At 71.8% G+C, this 21628-nt stretch carries 24 protein-coding genes; 15 read left to right on the top strand and 9 right to left on the bottom strand.

Features of this window, described 5'->3' with window-relative positions; all coding sequences use genetic code 11:
* Positions 1-229: 229 nt before the first annotated feature.
* Together C3492_RS38140 and C3492_RS38135 are read right to left on the bottom strand one after the other, a co-directional pair.
* Positions 230-787 carry a pyridoxamine 5'-phosphate oxidase family protein gene (locus C3492_RS38140; RefSeq protein WP_103817192.1) on the bottom strand — a complete coding sequence of 186 codons (558 nt, stop codon included), beginning with the start codon at positions 785-787 and terminating at the stop codon, positions 230-232.
* Between the two features lie 133 nt (positions 788-920).
* Positions 921-1667, bottom strand: coding sequence for a TetR/AcrR family transcriptional regulator (locus C3492_RS38135; RefSeq protein WP_103817191.1), 747 nt, complete (start codon positions 1665-1667; stop codon positions 921-923).
* A gap of 163 nt (positions 1668-1830) precedes the next feature.
* Here C3492_RS38135 and C3492_RS38130 point away from each other — a divergent pair, with 163 nt between their 5' ends.
* Positions 1831-3276 (top strand): MFS transporter, encoded by a 1446-nt coding sequence (locus C3492_RS38130; protein ID WP_308461180.1) that lies wholly within the window; start codon positions 1831-1833, stop codon positions 3274-3276.
* Here the strand turns inward: C3492_RS38130 and C3492_RS38125 are convergent.
* A complete protein-coding gene (locus C3492_RS38125) occupies positions 3273-3575 on the bottom strand; it encodes a hypothetical protein (RefSeq protein ID WP_374938418.1) in 303 nt (100 codons plus the stop codon). The two genes, C3492_RS38130 and C3492_RS38125, sit on opposite strands and share 4 nt — an antisense overlap.
* Before the next feature lie 30 nt (positions 3576-3605).
* Between C3492_RS38125 and C3492_RS46400 the strand changes: the two genes are divergently transcribed.
* From C3492_RS46400 to C3492_RS38085, 7 genes are all read left to right on the top strand, one after another.
* Positions 3606-3788 (top strand): hypothetical protein, encoded by a 183-nt coding sequence (locus tag C3492_RS46400; protein WP_103817190.1) that lies wholly within the window; start codon positions 3606-3608, stop codon positions 3786-3788.
* Positions 3704-4072, top strand: a complete 369-nt coding sequence (locus tag C3492_RS47055; RefSeq protein WP_374938420.1) for a DNA-binding protein — start codon at positions 3704-3706, stop codon at positions 4070-4072. Before C3492_RS46400 ends, C3492_RS47055 begins: the two co-directional genes overlap by 85 nt.
* A gap of 302 nt (positions 4073-4374) precedes the next feature.
* A complete protein-coding gene (locus C3492_RS47050) occupies positions 4375-4911 on the top strand; it encodes an EF-hand domain-containing protein (protein ID WP_103817189.1) in 537 nt (178 codons plus the stop codon).
* Positions 4908-6041: an isocitrate/isopropylmalate family dehydrogenase gene (locus C3492_RS38105; RefSeq protein WP_258056156.1), complete on the top strand. Its 1134-nt coding sequence runs from the start codon at positions 4908-4910 to the stop codon at positions 6039-6041. Before C3492_RS47050 ends, C3492_RS38105 begins: the two co-directional genes overlap by 4 nt.
* The gene (locus C3492_RS38100) at positions 6038-6748 is read left to right on the top strand and encodes a cysteine hydrolase family protein (RefSeq protein ID WP_103817188.1); all 711 of its coding nucleotides are present in this window, start codon (positions 6038-6040) and stop codon (positions 6746-6748) included. Before C3492_RS38105 ends, C3492_RS38100 begins: the two co-directional genes overlap by 4 nt.
* The gene (locus C3492_RS38095) at positions 6715-7620 is read left to right on the top strand and encodes a class I SAM-dependent methyltransferase (protein WP_258056155.1); all 906 of its coding nucleotides are present in this window, start codon (positions 6715-6717) and stop codon (positions 7618-7620) included. Before C3492_RS38100 ends, C3492_RS38095 begins: the two co-directional genes overlap by 34 nt.
* 232 nt (positions 7621-7852) lie before the next feature.
* Positions 7853-8617 (top strand): hypothetical protein, encoded by a 765-nt coding sequence (locus tag C3492_RS38085; protein ID WP_181140760.1) that lies wholly within the window; start codon positions 7853-7855, stop codon positions 8615-8617.
* A gap of 108 nt (positions 8618-8725) precedes the next feature.
* On the opposite strand, the gene C3492_RS38080 is transcribed toward C3492_RS38085, so the two are convergent.
* A complete protein-coding gene (locus C3492_RS38080; RefSeq protein WP_103817185.1) occupies positions 8726-9616 on the bottom strand; it encodes an AraC family transcriptional regulator in 891 nt (296 codons plus the stop codon).
* A 161-nt stretch (positions 9617-9777) separates the two neighbouring features.
* Between C3492_RS38080 and C3492_RS38075 the strand changes: the two genes are divergently transcribed.
* Positions 9778-10581 carry an alpha/beta fold hydrolase gene (locus tag C3492_RS38075; protein WP_258056159.1) on the top strand — a complete coding sequence of 268 codons (804 nt, stop codon included), beginning with the start codon at positions 9778-9780 and terminating at the stop codon, positions 10579-10581.
* Positions 10582-10652: 71 nt separating this feature from the next.
* The gene (gene map / locus C3492_RS38070; RefSeq protein ID WP_103817184.1) at positions 10653-11420 is read left to right on the top strand and encodes a type I methionyl aminopeptidase; all 768 of its coding nucleotides are present in this window, start codon (positions 10653-10655) and stop codon (positions 11418-11420) included.
* Between the two features lie 25 nt (positions 11421-11445).
* Here the strand turns inward: map and C3492_RS38065 are convergent, their stop codons facing one another.
* On the bottom strand, positions 11446-12105 hold the full coding sequence (locus tag C3492_RS38065) for a hypothetical protein (protein ID WP_103817183.1): 660 nt from the start codon (positions 12103-12105) through the stop codon (positions 11446-11448).
* 515 nt (positions 12106-12620) lie between these two features.
* On the opposite strand from C3492_RS38065, the gene C3492_RS38060 reads away from it, so the two are divergent.
* Both C3492_RS38060 and C3492_RS38055 read left to right on the top strand, forming a co-directional pair.
* A complete protein-coding gene (locus C3492_RS38060; RefSeq protein WP_103817182.1) occupies positions 12621-13178 on the top strand; it encodes a hypothetical protein in 558 nt (185 codons plus the stop codon).
* A gap of 225 nt (positions 13179-13403) precedes the next feature.
* Complete coding sequence (locus tag C3492_RS38055; RefSeq protein WP_103817181.1) at positions 13404-13934, top strand: DinB family protein; 531 nt, start codon at positions 13404-13406, stop codon at positions 13932-13934.
* Between the two features lie 302 nt (positions 13935-14236).
* Here the strand turns inward: C3492_RS38055 and C3492_RS38050 are convergent, their stop codons facing one another.
* Positions 14237-14902 carry a DUF4097 family beta strand repeat-containing protein gene (locus C3492_RS38050; protein ID WP_103817180.1) on the bottom strand — a complete coding sequence of 222 codons (666 nt, stop codon included), beginning with the start codon at positions 14900-14902 and terminating at the stop codon, positions 14237-14239.
* Positions 14903-15136: 234 nt separating this feature from the next.
* Between C3492_RS38050 and C3492_RS38045 the strand changes: the two genes are divergently transcribed.
* A complete protein-coding gene (locus tag C3492_RS38045; protein ID WP_103817179.1) occupies positions 15137-15892 on the top strand; it encodes a helix-turn-helix domain-containing protein in 756 nt (251 codons plus the stop codon).
* A gap of 141 nt (positions 15893-16033) precedes the next feature.
* On the opposite strand, the gene C3492_RS38040 is transcribed toward C3492_RS38045, so the two are convergent.
* On the bottom strand, positions 16034-16465 hold the full coding sequence (locus C3492_RS38040) for a MarR family winged helix-turn-helix transcriptional regulator (protein ID WP_103817178.1): 432 nt from the start codon (positions 16463-16465) through the stop codon (positions 16034-16036).
* Positions 16466-16619: 154 nt separating this feature from the next.
* On the opposite strand from C3492_RS38040, the gene C3492_RS38035 reads away from it, so the two are divergent.
* Together C3492_RS38035 and C3492_RS38030 are read left to right on the top strand one after the other, a co-directional pair.
* Positions 16620-18032, top strand: coding sequence for a DHA2 family efflux MFS transporter permease subunit (locus C3492_RS38035; RefSeq protein WP_374938419.1), 1413 nt, complete (start codon positions 16620-16622; stop codon positions 18030-18032).
* A 291-nt stretch (positions 18033-18323) separates the two neighbouring features.
* Positions 18324-20963 carry a glycosyl hydrolase gene (locus C3492_RS38030; RefSeq protein ID WP_103817177.1) on the top strand — a complete coding sequence of 880 codons (2640 nt, stop codon included), beginning with the start codon at positions 18324-18326 and terminating at the stop codon, positions 20961-20963.
* 46 nt (positions 20964-21009) lie between these two features.
* Here the strand turns inward: C3492_RS38030 and C3492_RS38025 are convergent, their stop codons facing one another.
* Positions 21010-21216, bottom strand: coding sequence for an acetyl-CoA synthetase (locus C3492_RS38025; protein ID WP_258056154.1), 207 nt, complete (start codon positions 21214-21216; stop codon positions 21010-21012).
* Between the two features lie 88 nt (positions 21217-21304).
* On the bottom strand, positions 21305-21535 hold the full coding sequence (locus tag C3492_RS44340; RefSeq protein ID WP_146075779.1) for a hypothetical protein: 231 nt from the start codon (positions 21533-21535) through the stop codon (positions 21305-21307).
* Between the last annotated feature and the right edge of the window lie 93 nt (positions 21536-21628).

Genomic DNA, 21628 nt, shown 5'->3' with positions numbered 1-21628 from the left:
CGTCGACGACAAGCCGCGCATGTCGCGCACCCCCCATCCCCCGGATCGCGGCCTGGCTTCCGGCCACGGCCGACGATTCTGCGGCACCCCCGGGGGCTTGCCGCAAGCCCCCCCCACGCCGTTGTACGTTGATCACGGCGGCGATGATCACGGCGGATGTCGGGCGCCCCACCGCCAGGGGTTCTCCGGTCAGCGGTACGAGATCACTCGCAACACGCGACGCCCTCCCTCAGAACGTCCAGCGCGTGTGCGAGTACACCCCGTCGTTCCGGCCGAAGCCGTAGGCCGTGGCCGGGGTCAGCGCGAACAGCACCGCGTCCCCCCTGCGGAACGCGTCGCCGATGCCGTGGAAGGGGCCCTCGGGTGAGGTGATGTGGGGCCCGTACTTCGCCTCGTACGCCGTGATCACCTCCTCCAGCGCCGCCCGGTCGGTGACGGGTGCCGCCGTGCCCTCGACGACCAGGTCGAGCCCCTGGGTGAGGGAGTTCCCGCCGGTGGTCAGCGCGCAGTGCGCGTCGTGGGCGAGGTTCCTCGCCTTCTGCTCCCCGGGACCGGTGGCGAAGTACAGCACTCCGTCGTGCCAGGTGGCGATGACGGGGGTGACGTGCAGCCGGCCGTCGGGCCGCACTGTGGAGACCCAGAAGATCTCGGCGGCCTCCAGCTTCCGCCGGGCCTCGGCCCACTCGGTGGCGGTGACGTCCGCGGCACCCGGGCGGGGGTTGGTCGCGGAACTGTAGCGGGCGTCGAGCTCGGCCGTGGGGTGAGTCGCGGGGCCTTGCGCGGCCATGGCGGATCTCCCTTCTCTCCCTGGGGCACCTGACAGAGACGTGAGGGAGGCATGAAGCCCCCGTCGGAACCATCGTGCCCGGCCGCCCGCCTCACATCCCGTGCCGGTTACGCCGTACGAGACCCGGGCCTGGTCACGCGTCCCGCCGTGCCCCCGGGAGCCCGTCGATCATCAGGCCGATGGTGAAGTCGAAGCGGTCCTGGACGGTCCCGGCGGTCAGCTCGGCGGCGTAGCGCCTGGTCCGGGGGAAGGTGTCGGGCAGCGCGGCGAATCGGCGGAGCAGTTCGTCACGGCTGACCACCCAGGTGTCGTCGCTCCGGCTGATCCGCCTGTTCGCCAGGGAGACCTCCAGGCTGTAGGCGTTGACGTAGAGCTGGAGCGAGTCGATCGCCCAGGCGGCGACCTGCGGGTCGATGCCCCCGGCGAGCAGGATGGCGAGCATTCCCTCGCTGACGCGCAGCGTGTCCAGGTTGGACGGAGCGGCGGCGAAGGCCGCCCGGGAGATGCCCGGGTACCGCAGGTACTGGTCGCGCAGCTGGGCGCAGACGCCGGTGATCTGCTGCCGCCAGCGGGCGGGGTCCGGCTCGGGCAGCTCGATCCCGGCGCACAGACGGCCGATGAGCAGCTCGTCCAGGTCCTCCTTGTTGACCACGTGGGCGTAGAGCGACGACGGTCCCGTCTCCAGCGCGGTGGCGACGCGCCGCATCGTCAGGGCCTCGTAGCCCTCCTTCTCCACGATGGCGAACGCGGTGCTGATGATGGCTTCGACCGTGATCGGCTTCTTGCGCCCGCCGGACGGCCCGCGCTGGGCCGCGGGAGTGGCCGGGCCGGTGCCGAGCTGGTGCCGTGCTGCGCGCCGCTGCTGCGGAGTCGGTGACATACGGGGAGTCTAGTCAACCTCCGAACGCGGTTCGGTGAGGAGGCGAACAGCGTTCTGCACGGCGGCGAACGCCCGCGTTCCGGAGACTGGCGAACAGTGTTCTACCTCACTGGGAACGGCGTTCGTATTGCTAAGAACACTGTTCGCTTGTAGAACACTGTTCGTGTCCATCCATCAGCACGCACCCCAAGCGCCCACCACCCCCGCACCCCCGCCGCGCACCGCCTGGCTCGTCCTGGCCGTCGTGGTCCTGGCCGACCTCATGGATCTGATCGACTCCAGCATCGCCAACCTCGCCGGCCCCTCCATCCGCGCCGACCTCGGCGGCGGCGAGGTGACGGTGCAGTGGGTACTGAGCGCCTACACCGCGGCCTTCGCGCTCGGCCTCGTCACCTCGGGACGGCTCGGGGACCTGCTCGGGCGCCGCCGGCTGTTCCTGCTCGGCATGGCCGGCTTCACCCTCGCCTCGCTGGCCTGCGGTCTCGCCCCCGACCCGGTTTTCCTGATCGTCGCCCGCACGGTGCAGGGCCTGTGCGGGTCGGTGATGATCCCGCAGGGCCTGGCCCTCGTGAAGGTCGTGTTCCCGCCCCAGCACCTGCGCAAGGCGCTGACCCCGGTCGGCCCCCTGATGGGGCTCACCATGGTGGGCGGGCCCATCCTGGCCGGCTGGCTGCTCCACCTGGACCTGTTCGGCAGCCAGTGGCGATCCATCTTCCTGATCAACGTCCCGTTCGGCGTCGTCGCCGCCGTACTGGGACGGCGCGTCCTGCCCCGCCGGGGCGGGGAGGACCCGGCCGCCCGCCTCGACCTCACCGGCGTCGGCCTGCTCACCGCCGCCTCCGCCCTGCTGATCGTCCCGCTCATCCAGGGGCGCGAACTCGGCTGGCCCGTCTGGACCTACGTCATGATGGCCGCCGCGGTCGTCCTGCTCGCCCTGTTCGCCGTCTCACAGCGGCACAGCGAGCACCCGGTCATCACGCCGTCGCTGTTCCGCAGGCGCAGCTTCGTCGTCGGCCTGGTGATCGTGGCCGGGTTCTACGCCTCACTGAGCGGGTTCGTCCTCGTCATCAACCTGCTGCTGCAACAGGGCATGCGCTGGACGCCGCTGCACACGGGCCTCACGCTGATCCCCTGGGCCCTCGGCACCGCCGTCGCCGTCCTGCTCTCGGGCGCCGTGCTCGCCGAGAAGCTGGGACGCGCCGGGCTGCGCGTGGGGCTGGCGGTCGCCGTCCTCGGCCTGCTCGGCCTGTGGTGGTCCCTCGCCCACTGGGGCGCCGGCATCACCGTCTGGAAACTGGCGCCCGCGCTGCTGCTCACCGGCTTCGGCTCCGGACTGGTGTTCGTGCCGCTGGTCGATTTCATCATCGGCGATGCCACCGCCGAGGAAGTCGGCACCGGCGCGGGTCTGCTCAACGCCGTCCAGCAGTTCGCCGGCGCCCTCGGTGTCGCCGCGCTCGGCACGGTGTTCCTCGCCCGGGCCGGGCACCCGTCCGTCCCTTCCTGCCTCGCCGCCGCGGAACTGGTCTTCGCCCTCGCCGCGGGCATCGACGTCCTGACGATCCTGCTGGTGGGCCTGCTGCCCGAACACGCCCAGCGGGCGCACGGTTAGGACTCGGTCACCGCCCCTGCCCGGGACGACCGTTCGGCCACCCTCCTCCAGAAGTCCCGCATCAGCGGCGTCGGCGTCGGGTTCTCCATCGCCACCTGCGTCAGCAGGATGGCGACCGTGCCCGTGGGCGGGACGATGTGCGCCGTCGTACCCGTGCCGCCCACCCAGCCGTAGCGGCCCGAACCGTTCCAGGGGTCGGCCGGGGTGACATCGACCTGGCCGCCGTAGCCCCCGCCCTGCCCCTCCAGGAAGAGTGTGGCGCGGGCGCGCTGCTCCGCGGTGAGGTGGTTGGTGGTCATACGGCTGACCGAGGTGCGGGTCAGGAGGCGGTGGCCGTTGTCGGGGAGCGTACGGCCCGACGCGCGGGCGACCAGGATGCCCTGGAGGTCGGAGGAGGTGCCGTACGCGTGCGGACCGTCTACACCGACTGGTCCGACGTCGCCGAGGAGGCGGTGGCTTCCTCCCCCTGGACGCCGGCCGCCATCCGCATGACCCGCGACTGGCCGCCCTGACCGGTGAACTCTCGGTGGAGAGCGCCACGTTCCCGCACCCTGTGGGCCCGCCATCCCGTCCGGGACAAGACGCACGGCACCAAGCGGCCGCGCCACCCCGTCGTGGGCGATCTGGAACTCGCCTACGCAACCCTCCTGTTGCCGGTGACGCCGACCAGCGTCCCGTCACGTACACACCCGCCGCCGGCTCCGCCTCCGAGGAGCGCCTGCGCCTCCTGGCCTCCTGGCAGGCCTCCACCGCGCCACCCGCCGGCACCCACGACAGGGCCGACCAGGCACGCTGAACGACCGAAGCACACGGACGGGCCGGCGGATGCCGGCGCCGTGCACGTGGGCCACCGACACCGTTGCGGCAGACGCGAATGTCAGACAGGCCCAGGTGCCGGCACCCCGCCCCCACCTGGAAGGCACCGCTTTCCAGGACCGTACCGCTTCATGCGCCAGGCACCCGATTCCCTTCTTTCGTGTGCACGCACCCGGATTCCTCCGCCGGGGCCCCGGCGGCGAGCCGATAGTGGAGGGGCCGCCAGGACCCCTGGATCCGGCGGCGTCCCGTCGGACCGCGCTACAGCAGAGGTGACACACCATGCCCACCACCGAGGCGAACGACCGCGTCCAGCTCGTCTTCTCCCTGTTCGACGCCGACGGCAACGGCGTCCTGGAATCCGACGACTTCGAACTGATGGGCAAGCGGGTCGTCGCGGCGGTGCCCGAGGCCGGGGAAACCGCGAGAAACGCCATGCTCGATGCCTTCCGCCGCTACTGGGAGACGCTCGTCCGGGAGTTGGACGCCGACGGCGACGGACGGATCAGCGCCGAGGAGTTCACCGCCGTGGTGCTCGACCCCGAGCGGTTCGACGCGACGGTCGACGAGTTCGCGGACGCCCTGGCCACCATGGGTGACCCGGACGGCGACGGATTCGTCGAACGCCCCCATTTCACCGCGCTGATGACGGCCATCGGCTTCCGGCGTCCCAACATCGACGCCCTGTTCGACGCCTTCGAGCCGGTCGACGGCGACCGCATCCCCGTGATCACCTGGGCGGACGGCATCCGGGACTACTACCGCCCCGAGAAGGCCGGCATCCCCGGCGACCGCCTCACCGCGGGCACGCCCCAGTGATCCGCCCCCACATCGCCGTACCGGCGGATGAGTTACGCACCCGGAAGCCCGTCATCGGCCTCGCGGTGGGCCGGGGCACCGGGCCCGAGGTCGCGGACGTCTTCGAGCGCGTGCTCGGCGCGCTCACCGCTCGTCACCCGCACGGCGTGACGATCGAGCGTTCCCCCCGCCTCTACCACTCCTACGTCTCGCTCCGCGCCGAACGGGACGTCGCCAGGATCCGGGCGCTGACCGCCGAGGACGCGGACCACTACGAGCGGTTCTGCCGCACCCGGGCCGAGCAGGGCACCGAGGCGGTCTTCCGCACCGCCATCAACGCCCAGTCCCTCTACCTCGTCCGGCAGCGGCTGCGCGCCGTGAAGGTCGACCTGCTCACCGACGCCCGGCGCTCCCTGCTCCTCGTGCGGGACCAGGCGCAGGGTTTCTACACCGGGGAGAACCGGCACACGCCCGGCGAGGTCACCCGCACCATGACCTTCAGCCGGGACATCACCGAGGCCGTCGTCAGCCACGCCCTGCGGCGAGCCCGGCGGGAATGGCCGGACGGACACCTCGACCGCATCGTCATGGCGTACAAGTTCCACCTGCTGGACGGTGCCCTCGACGCCTGGGTGGCCGACCTCGCGGACCGGCTGGGCATACGCGTCGACCTGTTCCAGCCGGACACGGTCAACCGCAATCTGCTCACCCACGGACTGCCCGACCGCACGCTGATCGTCGCCGGGAACGAGTGGGCCGACATCATGCACGTCATGCTGCTCGACCGGTTCGGCTCCGACCGGCAGGAGAACCGCTGCACCGAGAACGTCTGCCTCGACCCCGGCCTGTCCGGCCTGGTCGAGTACCAGACGGTGCACGGGTCCGCCGACGACCTCGCCGGGCGCGACCTGGTCAACCCGGTGGCGACGATCCGCGCGGCGGCGCTCGTCGCGGAACGTCACGCCGGATGCCCCGGGGCGGTACGGGCCACCGAGCGGGCCCTGCGCATGCTGGACGAGCGGGGGGTACGCACCCCCGACCTCGGCGGCCGGCACTCCACCACCGCCGTGGTCGACACCCTGCTCGACTGCCTCGACGTACCCGGAGCCGACGGGACACCGAGGGACGCCGCCCTGGTCGGCGGGCCATGACCGCCGGGCAGGCGCACGGGACCGCCGGGGACGCGGACGGGACGACGGCCCTGGTCGTCGTGGACGTGCAGAACGACTTCTGCACCGGCCCGACGGTCCAGGCCCGCCTCGGCACGGACAAGCCCCGCTCCCGCCAGGACAGGGGCCCGGTGGTGCTGGAGGCGGCCGTCGCCGGCTGTGTCCGGGCGGTGGAGCTGGCCCGCGAGCGCGGCGTGGAGGTGGTCTTCGTACGGTTCGTCGGCGACCCCGAGCACCAGGGGGCCGCCTGGCGGCTACGGGACAGCGTCCTCGGCAAGCGGCCCAAGTGTCTGGAAGGCTCCTGGGGAGCGGAGTTCCACGCCGTCGCCCCGGCCCCGGGCGAGCGGGTCTTCACCAAGCGCGCCCGCTTCGACGCCTTCCTGGGCGACGGCTTCGCGGAACACCTCGCCGCGCGGGGCGTGGGCCACCTGGTCCTCGCCGGGCTGTACGCGGACGTGTGCGTGGACACCACCGCCCGTACGGCGTTCCAGAAGGGCTTCCACGTCACCGTCCTGACCGACTGCACCGCCGCGCTGCACCTGCCGTACGACGCCGTACTGCGGTTCATGCGCGTCGTCTACGGCGCCCGGACCACCACCGCGCAGGACCCACGGGCGTGGACCGCACCCGTGCCCCGAACCGAGGAGGAGGAGTCGTGCGTCCTGCCGCCGGGCCGGACACCGGTGTGACCGAGGGCGTGGGCCGCACCGCCCTGCTGGTGGCCGCGGCCCGCGCGATCGAGACCCATCGCCCTGACGCCCTGGCCCGGGACCGGTTCGCGGAGCACTTCGTGCGCGCGGCACCGGCCTCCGCGGGCTGGCCGGTCCGCCCGGAGCAGGTGCCCGCCGGTGACGCCGATCCGCTGTGGGGCCGCCTCGGCCGCTACTTCGGCCTGCGCACCCGCGTCCTGGACGACCACCTGCGCCGCTCCGTCCGCCGGGGCGCCCGCCAGGTGGTGCTGCTGGGCGCCGGCCTGGACTGCCGGGCGTTCCGGCTGGACTGGCCGCCGGGCTGCCAGGTCCACGAGGTGGACACCGCGGGTGTACTGGAGTTCAAACATGCGGTGCTCGACCGGGCCGGAGCCACCCCCACGGCCGGCCGCCGCACCCTCGCGGCCGATCTCCGGCTCGACTGGACCGAGGCACTGCTGGACGCGGGCTTCGACCCGGCCGCGCCCACCGCGTGGCTGGCCGAGGGGCTGCTGCTCTACCTCCCCGCGGCGGCCGAGCGCCACCTCATCGGCACGATCGACCGGCTGAGCGCGCCGGGCAGCACCCTGGCCTACGAGATCAAGCTCCTCACCGAGTCCTCGCGGGTACGGGCCGGCCCGGTCTACACCGCGGTGAGACAGCGGCTCGGCATCGACCTGCTCGCCCTGTTCGACGGCGAGCCACGCCCCGACTCGGCGGGCCGACTCGCCGAACGCGGCTGGACGGTGACGGTCCGCACCCCGTACGACTTCACCGCCCTGCACGGCCGCGGCCCCCGCCCGGAGCCGGACGACGCCCTGGCGGCGAACCGCTGGATCTTCGCCACGGCCCCCGCCCAGGGTCCGTCGTGACAGTGGATCCCGCGCGTTGCTGATCCCGCTCTGTGGGACGTGGTGGGTAGCTGGACCTGGACGAGACCGAGCCCCTCCGATGCCCGGCGCATCGCCCTCGCGCGAGGTGATGGTCGTCTGATGCCCGATCGTGATCCACGGGTGTACAACCCCGTGTGGAGCACGGCTGTCTGAAGACGCGCCGGAGGATGAGCAGTCTCCGGCGCCTTTCGGTACGGAGATCGGGGATCAAGTGGGGAAGAAGCTCTGGAGAGCTGTCGTGGCCGGTGGCGCGGTCGCTGTGTTCACCGGCATGGCCGCAGTTCCGGCCGGCGCGGCCGAAGGCGGGGCCTCGTTCACCCGCGTCCGGGTCAACGGCGGCAAGCCGATCGTGATCGGCGTGTCGAACGAGGTCGCGGTACCCACCTCCTTCCGGATGGCGACCACCCACAAGTGGAAGTGGCCGGCGGTGTTTCTGTACCGCGGCGGCACGGGTGATCGACTGTGGCACGCCATCGAGACGAGCGACTGCATCAAGGTGGGTTCGGGCGTCTGCGACTTCAACGAGAGGATGTACTTCGACCCGAGCGAGTGGGACATGCACAACAGCGAGGCCGGAGCCTGGAAGGTCGCGGCCGAGGTGTATTTCCAGGGCGGCGGCGGTGACACTGATGATGAGGACCTCACGGTCTACGTCAAGCGCAACTCCCGCCTGACCGTGAACGCCTCACCCGAGCCGGTGACCAAGGGCAGCACCATCACGGTGACCGGAAAGGTCACGCGAGCCAACTGGGAGACCAGGAAGTACGCCTCCTACGGCGGCCGCCTGGTGAGCCTGCAGTTCAAGCCCACCGGAGCCACCTCCTACACCACGGTGAAGAAGGTGTACGCGAACGGCTCGGGTGATCTCAGGACGACCGTGAAGGCGTCCAGGACGGGCACGTGGCGCTGGGCGTACTACGGCAACACCGCCACCGGGCCGTCGACTTCGGCCGGGGACAACGTCGTAGTGAAGTGATTCCCCTGGGTTGCCTCGCACGCCCGCAGCCGCTCATCGACCCGGTCGGCCCGCAGAGTGTGATCATCCCCGACCAAGATCCACATCCGCGACAGACCCTGGGCCCGGTCACCCGCTGTCGGGGCGGCCGGAGCGGAGGGCGGCCGTCCAGGCGGTGGGGGCCAGGCCGGTCTGGCGCCGGAAGAAGGTGGTGAAGTTGCCGGCGTCGCGGAATCCGAGGCGGTGTGCGCAGCCGCCGACGGACAGGCCGGTGTGGGCGAGCAGCCGTTTCGCTTCGAGCAGGATGCGCTGGTCGAGGAACGTCTTGGCGCCGGTTCCGGTGGCGGTACGGGTCGCCCGGGTGAGTGTCCGGGGGTCGTAGCCGAGTGCGTGGGCGTAGTCGGACACGTGGTGCCAGCGGGCGAAGTGCTCCTCGACCGCGGCGCGGTAGGCATGGAAGACCTCCAGCCGCCGGCTCCGGGGCGCGTCCGGGGAAGCCGGTGGGGGCGTCGTGGGCAGTACCCGCAGCAGCAGTGCCGCCAGCAGATGGGAGAGCAGCGCGGAGGACGCCAGACGCGGCGCTCGCACGGCCGCGTGCTGCTCACGCCGAAGGTGGCCGGCGGCCTGCACCGCGAGCGCGCGGGCGTCCGGCGGCAGGGGCCAGCAGACGGGAGAGGAGACGCCCATGGATTCGAGGCCGGGATCGGGCAGGAGGCCCGGCTGGAACAGGATCAAGGGGCCTTCGACACGCTCGACGTCGCTCCATCGATGCACGACACCGGGCCTGATCCACACGACGTCGCCTTCGCGCAGCTCGTAGGGGCGGAAGTCCGCTTCATGCGCGCCGCGTCCGCCGGTGATCAGGGCGAGGACGTGGAAGTCGGGGCGCTGCAACCGGGTCCGCCGCCGGTCGGTGTCCGTCTCCCGCAGGGCGGCGAAGCTGAGCACCTCCACGCCGTGGGTGGCCCCGACAGCGGGAAGGTAGCGCAACTGCCGCACGGCGAGGTGTCCGTTTTCCACAACAGGTCAGTCTCTTTCCACCAGAAGGAAGTGCTCCACCGGCATAGCGTCGTCCCCGTACCTGACGGCAGGTGCACAGCCCGGACAGGCGAGTGCCCCACGGGAGTGACCGCCTGCCGCGACATCGAGGAGACGGACAAGTGCCGAATACCACAAAGACCGTGGCCGTGGCGGGCGGCTGTCTGGAGGCCCGGATCGAGGGCGGGAACGGCGGCCCCACGCTGGTGTTCGCCCACTACTGGGGAGGCTCCGCCGGCACATGGGACGAGGTCGTCCGCCGCCTGCCGCCCCAGCAGGCGACGGTCCGCTTCGACCAGCGCGGCTGGGGCAGCTCCCGGCACCTGCCGGGGCCGTACCACCTCGACCAGCTCGCCGACGACCTCGTCCGCGTGGTCGAGGGCTGCGTGACGGGACCCTTCGTCCTCGTCGGTCACTCCATGGGCGGCAAGGTCGGCCAACTGGTCGCGGCCCGCCGTCCGGCCGACCTGATCGGCGCGGTCCTGATCGCGCCCGCTCCCGCTCGGCCGGCCCCGGCCGTGACCGAGGAGTACCGCCAGGGGCTGTCCCACGCCTACGACTCGCCCGAGTCCGTCGGCCACGCCCTGGACCACGTCCTGACCGCCGTACCCGTGCCACCGCCGGTACGGGACGCGATCGTGCGGGACAGCCTCGCCGCCTCCCCGGAGGCCCGCACGGAGTGGCCGTTGCGGGGGATCGCGCAGGACATCACCGAACAGGCCCGCCGCATCCAAGTCCCCGTGGCGGTGCTGGCAGGCGAGCACGACAAGGTGGAGCCACCCGCTGTGCTGCGCGCCTGCCTGCTGCCCCACGTCCCGCACGCGACCCTGACCACCGTCCCCGGCGCCGGACACCTCCTCCCCCTGGAAGCCCCCGAAGCGATCGCACGCGCCCTGGCCGACTTCCTCACGGCCACCCACGGCGCCGCCGGCCCGTCACGGCGATGAGGAGCCGGCACCAGGACCGTGATACTAATACCGGTATAAGTATTGGGTCGACGTGCTCCGGGGAGGAACACATGGTGGAGATCAAGACCGACACCGCATTGGACGCGATGCGGGAAGCCGGGCGTGTGGTGGCCCACGCCCTGGCCGCGGTCCGGGAGGCGGCCGACGTGGGGGTGTCCCTGCGGGAACTGGACGAAGTGGCCCGGTCGGTCCTGGCCGAGGCCGGAGCCGGCTCGCCGTTCCTCGGATACCGGCCGTCCTTCGCCCCGGTCGCCTTCCCTGCCGTGATCTGCACGTCCGTCAACGACGCCGTGTCGCACGGCATCCCCGACGACTACCGGCTGCGCGACGGCGACCTGGTGAGCATCGACTGCGGCGCCGAACTCGACGGCTGGACGGGCGACGCGGCCATCAGCTTCACCGTAGGAACGCCGCGCCCCGGCGACCTCGACCTGATCGACGCCACCCAGCAAGCCCTCGACGCCGGGATCGCCGCGGCCCAGGTGGGTGGTCGCATCGGCGACATCTCCCACGCCATCGACACCGTCGCCCGCAAGGCGGGCTGCGGCATGCCCGCCGACTTCGGCGGCCACGGCATCGGCCGCAGCATGCACGAAGACCCCCATGTCCCCAACCGCGGCCGCCCCGGACGCGGCTTCCCCCTCCGTCACGGCCTGGTCCTGGCCATCGAACCCATGCTCATGGCCGGCGGGCGGAACACCTACCGCACCGATGGCGACGGCTGGACCCTGCGCACCACCGACGGCAGCAGGGCCGCCCACTTCGAGCACACCGTCGCCATCACCGACCAGGGCCCCCGCGTCCTGACCCTGCCCTGACGCCCTCGGGAGCGGGATGTCCGCCCTACTCAGCCTCGACGCGAGGTGTGCCGTACCAGCGCCACGTGGTCAGGCGCGGCCGGCCCGGAAGCTCTGAACGACCGGTCGCCCACAGCAGGGTCGGCCACCGGTCGGTGTCGGCCGGGGCGTCGGGGAAGAGCCGGACCAGCACGCGGTCGCACAGGTCGGCGGGCGGCGTCCACTCCAGTCCCAGGCCCTCGGCGACGTCGTGGGTGTGCACCAGGATCTCGACGATGCCCATCGCGGCGAAGCCTTCGGGGTCGGCGGCGCCGAAGACGTGGTGTGCCCGCACCGTGGGCGGTGCGGTGCGGACGACCGCGGTCAGCAAGCCGCCACTGGCGTCCAGTACGTGCAGCAGACCGGCCGTACCGGCCTCGCGGTCCGCGAAGACGGCGTTCGCCGGGCCGTCCGGCCTCCTACGGCTCCACGCGAAGGGGACATGGGTGTCCAACGGCGGGTTCGCCGGGCTGAGTTGGGTGGCATAGGAGAACAGGTCGTCGGCGAGGTGCTCGACGGTCTCCCAGCAGTCCCATTCCAGGGAACCGGCCTTGACACCCCAGTCCCGTCCCTCGGCCTCCCGTAGAGTGGCGAGCGCCAAGCGGACGGCACGTTCGACATCGGCTGCGGAAACCGGGCCGCTCGCTGATCCTTCTGCTCTGGCCATGGATCCTTCTGCTGTAGCCATGGCGGGACCGTATCAACGATCGTCCGCTGCCAGGTGACGGGCCGCGGTCAAGTGTTACGGGGCCGGGCGACGGTCAGGGGCTACGGGCCGGGCGACGGCGCGGGCGGAGCCGCTCTCGGCCACTACGGCAGATCACGGGGGCGAGGGAGTGACGGAACTCCTGGCGCCGATGCCCCGCCGACACCCCTCGGACGCGGACGGGATCTCGGTCCGGGCCGGCGGGCAGGTGCTCCCCGGAACCAGAGTGCCGCCCCCTCGGCTCCCGGGGGCCCGGAGTGTGGGGCAAACCCCACAGCATGCCTCCGGTCCGGCCCACGGCTGTCTGTTGAGTCCGCTCGACAGCGCCCCGCGCCACCGCTGACCAGACTGGGAGGCATCACGGCTGGTCCGCAGCCGATCCTCGCGACCGGGCACGGCCCGACCACTCGACCCGTTGCCCGCTGCCCTGCCCCACGGGGCGACCACCCGCTCACGGTGCTGATGGGAGGAAAGCAATGAGTGACTCCAAGAAGGTCCTGTCCGATCTGGTGCTGTCCACGTCGACGGAGCACGCGCCGCTCGACGCACCCTGGGACGCGATCGACATCGCCGACTGGCTGCTGAACCTTCCGGACAAGGAGTACCAGCGGTGTGCCCCGCCCGACCACAAGGCGGCGGGGTACACCATGACCGACGACGGCAGGCCGATGTCGATCAACGTCGAGATGATCGGCACCGGACTGGTGATCCAGCACTACGTCGCCGAGATCGCCGAGAAGCACCACTGCCACATGGTGTCCACATCCGATGTGCTCACCCCGCACGGCTGGACGACGGTCCAGGTGATCTGGGACCTGTCGGTCAAGGACAACGGCGACGGCACCCTCACCTACACCAACCAGGTCACCAGCCACCCCACCCAGGAGTTCATGGACTTCATCGAGAAGAACGGCACCACCTTCGAGGAGGCCGCCGCCGCACGGCAGGCCGCCTCCGGTGACCACTGCCGGCGCGAGACACCGCTGTACGCGGCGAGCATCGCACGCCACGCCCGGGCCAAGAGCCGGCGGTGACAGGCACCGCCGACGGATGATCCCCGGGCCCGTCGCCGACCCGGCGTGCGGAACCTCGAACGGCGCCCCCGGGGTTCCGCACGTCATCGGAGCAGACGCAACTGAGTCGGACCGCCATGCGCCGCGCTTCCGTCGGCAGACGCGTCCTGCCGTTCCCGGCCCTCTCGCGGTGGAGGGCGACTTCGGGGAACTCCCTGCACGGCCGCGGAGATTACGCGATCCTGGGTGGCCGTGACCGAAAATTCGAGCGGACCAACTCCGGACGCTGAGGTCAGGGCACTTCTCCGGGTCCTGGACGGACAGCGGCGACACGTTCTCGGCATCCTCGACGGGCTCGACGCGAAGGATCTGCGACGGCCCGTGCTGCCATCCGGATGGCACTGTCTGGGACTGGTTCAGCACCTCGCGCTGGATGTGGAGCGGTTCTGGTTCCGCGCCGTCGTCGCCGGGGACGAGGAGGTCCTCCGTGGTCTCACGAGCGGCGCCGAAGCCTGGAACGTGCCCCCGGGGGTCTCGGCCATGGACGTGCTCGACCGGTACCGGCAGGAGACGGAACTCGCCGATGCCGTGATCACCGCCACCCCGGCCGGCGCCGGACTGGCCTGGTGGCCCCACGACCTGTTCGGTGAACCGCACCTGCACACCCTGCGCGACGTCCTGCTGCACGTCATCACCGAAACCGCGTGCCACGCCGGCCACCTCGACGCAGCCCGAGAACTCATCGACGGCCACCGCTGGCTGGTCCTGACGACCTAGCACTCCGGCCTCGACCGAGGACTCGGCGGAAACCGAGCCGCCGCTCGTCACCTTCAGGATCGACTCCCCGACTGGGACCGCCCGTTCCCTGACGAACACCGAACACCGAGTGCCTGCGTCGGCTGCGCTGCCCGGCGCCGCCTGACCGCCGTGCTCGGGCGGGGGACTGGAGCGGCTGGGGGAGCAGCGCCGGCATCTGGTCGAGCGGCCACCCAGAGCCCGGGAGTGGCCGTCGTGGCGCACCCCCGGGGACACCGGGACCGTCGGGCGGTGACTGCTCGGACGGTCCTGGCCCCGCTCCTTCAGAGGCTGCGGGCGGAGATGTCACCGTGGGAGGTGGTGGCGCGGATGTCGAGCGCGGCGGTGCCGTCGTTCCTGAGGGCGTTGTGTACGCGGCCCCGCCCGGTCTCGGCGTCCAGGGTCGCCGAGACACCGCCGGCCGCGGCGACCGAGATGTCGCCGGACTGGGTGCGGAGCACGACCGTCCCGCGCGCGGCCTCACCGATCCGGATGTCGCCCCTGGCAGTGCTGATGTCCGCTGAACCGTTCAGCCGGCCGACCTCCACGTCACCGTCGACCGCGGTGAGGCGGACGCTTGCGGCCTCGTCGACCTTGATCCGGCGGTACGCGCCGTCGAAGGCGATCTCGCCGAGGCGTCCGACTCCCCTGAACTCGGCGCCGGCGGCCTTGCCCTCGATGCCGGAGCCGGTGGGCAGCTGGACGGTGACCTCCACGGAGCCGGAGGGACCGAAGAGCTGGTTGCCGCCGGCCGGGGCGGTGATCCGCAGGACGCCGTCGGCGTAGCTGACGGTGGTCTGGTCGGCGGCCTTGGTGTCGCGGCCCTTGGACGGGTCGGTGGGCAGGACCTCGACGGTGGTGTCGGCGCGGTCCGAGGCGATGAGCTGGACGCGCCCGGAGGGGATGTCGATGACGGCGGCGACCGGGGCGGGGGTGTCGAACTTCTGCATCGGGCTCTCCCGTGTTCGTTGTTGTTTCCGACATTGGAAACGCTACGTTGCTTTCCATGTCTCGACAACAGGCTTGTTGCTTCCGACCTGTGTTTGCGCAGCTAGATGGCATCAAGATGTTGCAATGGCCATGCGGGTAACGCAACGTCGATCACTGATGTCATTGCAATGAGTGAGAGCTGAACGCTATGGTGGGGCCGGTAACAGCCGAGAAGGATTTCCGAGGAGGCCCCGTTGCCGGGAGGCAGGCTCACCCAGCAGGAACGCCAGCAGATCGCACTGGGGCTGGCCGACGGCCTCGCCTACGCCGAGATCGCCCGGCGCGTCGGCCGTCCGACCTCCACGATCACCCGTGAGGTGATGCGCAACGGCGGCCCCACCGCCTACCGTGCCGACCTGGCCCACCGCGCCACCGAACGCCGCGCACGCCGGCGCAGGCCCGCCTCCTCCCGGGGCCCGCAGACGGCCCCCCAGCCGCACGGACGCGACGCCGAGGCCGTGGCCGAGTACGAGGAGACGCTCACCACCGTCCTCATGGCCTCGGGGCTGCCCAAGATGACGGCCCGCGTGCTGACCTGCCTGTTCACCACCGACGCGGGCAGCCTCACCGCGTCCGAACTCGCCCAACGCCTCCAGGTCAGCCCGGCGTCCGTCTCCAAGGCGATCACCTTCCTGGAGGGGCAGAGCCTGGTCCGCCGGGAACGCGACGAACGCCGCCGCGACCGCTACGTCGTCGACGACGAACTCTTCTACCAGGCGACGATCGCCAGCGCCCGCGCCAACGACCAGCTCGTCGAGACCGCACGCCGAGGCGTCACCGTCCTCGGGCCCCACACCCCCGCCGCCACCCGCCTGGAGAACATCGCCCGCTTCCTCGACTTCATCAGCGAAAGCATCACCCGCGCCGCCGAGCAGGCCCGCGAAGTCCTCCACACGAAACCCGCAAGCACCCCGACCGGCACCGGCCGCCCCGGCCCGCACCAGGGATAGCCGACGGAGCGGTACGACGACGCGGGCGGGCGGTACGACGCGGGCGGGCGGTATGGCTGCGCGACCGGCGGTACGACGATGCGCCCAGGTCGTGCGGCGACGTGACCGGCGGTACGACTGTGCCCGGTCGGGGCGTCGCCCTCAGACCATGTGGTCGCGGATGCGCCCCAGCAGCGCCCGAAGTTGCGCGCGGTCGTCCGCGTCCAGGGCGGCGGTCGCCTCGGCGAGGGCGAGGCGGTCGACCTCCTCCGCCTCGCGGTGCCAGCGCAGCCCCTCGTCGGTGAGCCGTACCAGGAAGGCGCGCCGGTCCTGCGGGTGGCGCACCCGTTCCACGAGGCCGTCGCGTTCGAGGCTGTCCACGATCGTGGTGGCGGTACGGGCCGCGATGCCCGCCATCTCGCTCAGGTCCCGCATCCGCAGCGGCTTCTGGGCCTGGGCCAGCATGCGCATGGCGCGCAGCCGGGCCACGGAGGCCCCCTTCTCCCTCAGCCGGGCCTCCACGAACTGCCGTAGCCGGTGCGTCGTCTCGTAGAGCTCGTCGATCAGGATGTCGCTGCTGCCCTGCACTGCCATGGTGCCCAGTCTCCCCTGTCCCGCAGTATGGAAGCCATATGCTGAGTAAGCACATAGTGCGTATGCTCAGCATATGCGCCGACGTCACTCCGTGCTGTCCGCCCTGCCCGCCCGCATCAGCCAGCGCCTGGTCGTCCCCGTCGTGTGCGTCAGCGTGACGTTCATCGCGATCGTCGACGGAGCGATCACGACGGTGGCACTGCCCTCGATCGCCCGTCAGTTCCGGCTGACCACCGCCGCGCTGGACGGGGTGGTCGTCGTCTATCCGGTCTGCCTGGCCATGGCCATACCGGCCTCGGCCTGGCTGGTCGAACGGTTCGGCGCCAAACGCGTCCTGCTGACCGCCCTGGCCGGTTTCCTCGGCTCGTCGCTGCTGTGCGGGGCGGCGGCGGGACTCGGCCAGCTCGTCGCCTACCGCGCCGTGCAGGGGGTGTCGGCCGGTGTCCTCTTCCCGGCCTCCACCGCGCTGCTGTTCGGCACCTTCAGCTCCGCCGAGCAGGTGCGCATCTCCCGCTACATGATCATTCCGCAGCAGATCGCCCCGGCCGCGGCCCCCGTGCTGGGCGGGCTGCTGGTGGACCACCTGTCCTGGCGGTGGGTCTTCTACGTCAATCTGCCGGTCGGCCTGCCGGCCGTACTGTTCGGCACGCTCTTCCTGGCCGGCGACCGTGGCGGCCGGCCAGGCCGCTTCGACCTGCCCGGCCTGCTGCTGAGCGCGGGGGCGCTGGGCACCGTGATGTTCGGCGTCAGCGAGGGGCCCAACCGCGGCTGGACCTCCACCGCCGTCCTGGCCTCCCTCGTCCTCGGCGCGGTGCTGCTGGCCACCGCCGTCGCCGTCGAACTGCGCACCGCTCACCCCCTGTTGCGGCTGAGGCTGTTCACCGACCGGCTCTTCCGCGACACCAACCTGATCAATCTGGTCGGCCTCGTGCCCATCATGGGCGCCCTGTACCTGAGCCCTCTCTTCCTCCAGCAGGCCCAGGGCCGTACGGCGCTGGAGTCGGGACTGACCACCTTCCCCGAGGCGTTCGGCGTCCTGCTGACCGTGCAGATCGTCGGCGTCCTGTACGTCAGGGTCGGTCCGCGCCTGATCGTCGGCTGCGGCATGACCGGTGTCAGCGCGGTACTGGTGCTCCTCGCCACCTGCGACGCGGACACCGGCCTGTGGACCTTCCGCGGCTACATGTTCCTGTTCGGGGCCGCGATCGGCTGCTTCTTCATACCGACCACGGTCGCCTCCCTGGCCACCGTCGACCGGGCGGACCTCGCACAGGCCACCATGCTGAACACCGTCGTACGCCAGACCGGCGGTGCGCTCGCGCCGGCCGCGGTGACCACGGCCCTCGTCCTCGGCACCCCGCCGCACACCGGAGCGGCGCCACCCGTCGCCGCGTACCAGCACGCGTACCTCGCCCTCGCCGCGATCGCGGCGGCGACGGCGGTCTTCACCTTCACCCTGCCCGACGGCCCCGCCCGCGCCGCAGCCCGCGGCAGCGGGACGGGGACCGGAACCGGGACCGACCGGCCCGCTCTCCGCCGGCGCCGACGCGACCGGGTCGGCTCCTGATCCCCAGCCACGGCAGCCCGGGCGGCGCCGCTGCCGCAATCGAAGTCCCCGATGCCGTCGGCAGCGGCTGCGTCACCTGCGTGCAGGCCGGGTGGGCCAGTGGAACGAACTACCGGCGCACGGCGACCTGCTGACCACATGTCCCCAAGAGCCGCGCCGCGCGTTCGCTGAGGGATGCCGGGGGCAGTGGCAGGTTCTGGTCAAAAGCTTCTTCAAGTGACGGACACCTCCCGTCCCCGGTGGTCGGGTTCTCCTCGACGGCTGTACAACCACCCGTTCTGGGAGGACTTGGTGTCAGCACCGACCCGTAAGAGACGATGGCTCACGATCTGCGCCATCACCGCATCCGCCGCACTCGTCGCGACACCCGCCGGCGCCGCGTCCGGCAAGAGCAAGAAGCCCTTCGGGGCACGCACCCTCGCGCGAATCGCCACCGACCGCGACGCGTCCACGGGGGCCCTCAGCCCTGAGGCGAAGGGCGAGGACGAGGACGGCAACGAGGCCGACGAGATAGCCGAGGGGGCGGACCAGTACGCCGAGGCCCGCACCTCGCCCGGCATCGTCGCCCCCGGCGCGTACGGCGCCGCCTGGAGCAGTCTCACCCATCTGCCCAGCACCGGCGGAAGGTGGCGCCACGTCACCGACCTGCCGTACGACTCCGACGACCCCCGCTACCGGGACATCGACTCCAACTCCAGCGGCGGAGCCGGCAAGGTGACCGGCCGGATGGCCGCCATCGCCGCCGACGACGCCGGGTACGTGTACGCGGGCAGCGCGGGCGGCGGTGTCTGGCGGTCCGAGCGAGGCGGCGGACACTGGAAGCCGATCAGCGACAAGCTGCCGTCCCAGTCCACCGGCGCGCTCGCGCTCGACGGCGCCGGGCGGCTGTGGCTGGGCACCGGCGAGGCGACCACCAATGCCGATGCCTATCTGGGCAGCGGCGTCTACGTCCTGTCCGACCCGCACGACGGCACCTTCTCCGCCCGCGGCCGGGTCGGCGGCGACGAGCTGGAGTCCACCACCATCCACGAGCTGCGCTTCGGCGGCGGGAAGGTGTGGGCGGCGACCAGTGCCGGCGTGTGGAGCCACTCCACGAAGACGCTGAAGGGCGCCTGGAAACTGGAGTACGCGCCCAACCCCGACTACCTGCCGGGCGGTTCGAAGGACGACGACCCCGACGCCGCGTACAAGAACATCGCCAACGACATCGCGATCGACCCGAAGGACCCGAGCAGGGTCGTGCTCGCGGTCGGCTGGCGCAGCGGTGACGACTACAACGGCTTCTACACCAGGGTCAACGGCACCTGGACCCGTATCACCAGCGGTTTCGGCGACCTGCCGACCGACCCGGACGACGTCGGCAACGTCACCTTCGCCCGGTCCGCCGACGGCTCGCGCTACTACGCCGTCGACCAGTCGCCGGAGCAGCTCAACACCAACCCGGACAGCGGCCTGGAGGGCGTCTTCGTCTCCAGGTCCGGCTCCCCGGCCGGCCCCTGGACGAAGATCGCCGACTACAAGGGGCTGGCGGCCTCCGGCTCCGCGCTGACCACCGCCGGTTACATGCCGGGCGTGCAGGCCTGGTACAACCAGTTCCTCACCGTCGACCCGAGCGATCCTGAGCATGTCTACGCGGGCCTGGAGGAGGTCTACGAGACCAAGGACGGCGGCAGCACCTGGTCGACCGTGGGACCGTACTGGAACTTCACCTTCCCCTGCTGGAGCATCGACCCGGCCGAGCAGACCGGCGACTGCCACCAGACCACCCACTCCGACCAGCACGGCGTCGCGATCGGCCGCTACCACGGCAAGAGCTTCGTGTACGTCGGCAACGACGGCGGCGTCTACAAGCGCCCGGTCGACGGCTCCCAGGACGCCTCCGGCCACGCCACCGACTGGACCTCCCTCAACGACGGCACCATCGACACCCTCCAGTACTACTCGGTCGGCGTCGGCAGGGACCTCGACCACGGCGGCGTCTCGGTCACCGGCGGCCTCCAGGACAACGGCCAGTCCATCCTGCGCGGCGACGACAAGGTCATGGGCTCCGACTTCGGCGGCGACGGCGGCGACACGCTGACCGACCCGGCCAACGGCTGCGACATCGCGGAGGAGTACGTCTACCTCGCCATCCAGGTGACCCAGAACTGCGCGGTCAACGACGGCAGCTGGACCACCGACCCGGCCAAGGCCACCTCGTACAACGTCGCCCCGGCCGACAACGCGACCGGTGAGGCCCGCTTCATCGCCCCGCTCGCGGCCGACACGAAGAACAGCTCGACGTGGATCGCCGGCGGCCGGCACATCTGGGTGCAGACCCACGGCTACGCCATCCGCAGCGGCGACGAATGGAAGAGCGTGTACGACCTCGGCGCCGGCCGCACGGCGACCGCCGTCGCGGCCTCGGGCGGCAAGGTGTACGCGGCCTGGTGCGGCCCCTGCAACAACCGGGGTTTCGCCCGCGGCATCTCCGTCGGCAACGCGGACGGCACCGGCTGGCACGACATCGCCCTGCCCGTGGACGGGACCGTGCCCAACCGCTACCTCAGCGGCTTCGCCGTCGACCCGAAGAACGCCGACCACGTCTTCCTCGCCGTCAACGGCTTCTCCCGGCACTGGACCGAGGGCCCCGGCGCCGGCGTCGGCCACGTCTTCGAGTCCACCGACGCGGGCACCACCTGGAAGGACATCTCGGCGAACCTGCCCGACGTGCCGACCGACTCCGCGATCGTCACGCCGAACGGCGGCCTCGCCGTCGCCACCGACCTGGGCGTCGTCTACCGTGCGCCCGGCCGCACGAAGTGGCAGCGGGTCGGCAGCCTCCCGGCCGTCGCCGTGCTCCAGCTGAAGCTGGGCCCCGACGGCAGCACCCTGTACGCGGCCACCCACGGCCGCGGCATCCACACCATCAAGGTGCGCGACCTCGGCTGACGCACACCGCGTGGTGAAGGGAGGGGTGACCCCGGGGCGTCCGGGGTCACTCCTCCCGCGCGTACGGGGTGACCGTCACGTCGAGGACGAACCCGACGCGCGCCGCTCCCGCCACGTCCGGCGCCTCGGCCGACGCGGTGACCCTGGCGCTGCCGCCCCGCGCGCCCGCGGTCCGCAGTGTGGCGTGCGCGGTGCCGTCGGCATCCACGCGCCATCCGGACACCAGGACCAGGACCGGCGCGGAACTCCGCACGGCCGTCCACCGCTTGTCATCCGCGCGCGGCCGGAGCACCAGGGACACCACGGTCCCGGGCCGCACACACGACCGCCGCCGCGGCGGATCACCCGGCGCGACGCCGACCTCCGTCCGTCCGGCGACGCAGCCGGCGCTGGAGGCCGAGGACGAGGTGGCGGGAGCGGGGCTGTCCGCCGGCGTACTGCGCGTCGGCGTCCTGCTTGTCGACGTACTGCTCGGCGGCTCCGTCGAGCGGTTCCCGGACACCCTTCCGGCTGCTCCACCACCGGGCGACGCACCGCAGGCGGCCAGGACGACCACCCCGGCGACCATCCATCCGGCGGACCGGCACCGCATCCCCGTACCTCCCAGCTGTCCCGACTCCCAGCATGCCCCGCCGCCACGGAGGAAGCGGCGGACTCGCGAGAGG

The organism is Streptomyces sp. Ru62 (assembly GCF_002920615.1).
Lineage (GTDB): Bacteria > Actinomycetota > Actinomycetes > Streptomycetales > Streptomycetaceae > Streptomyces.
Note: the sequence above shows the minus strand (reverse complement) of the source record. Positions and strands in the feature narration are given on the sequence as shown.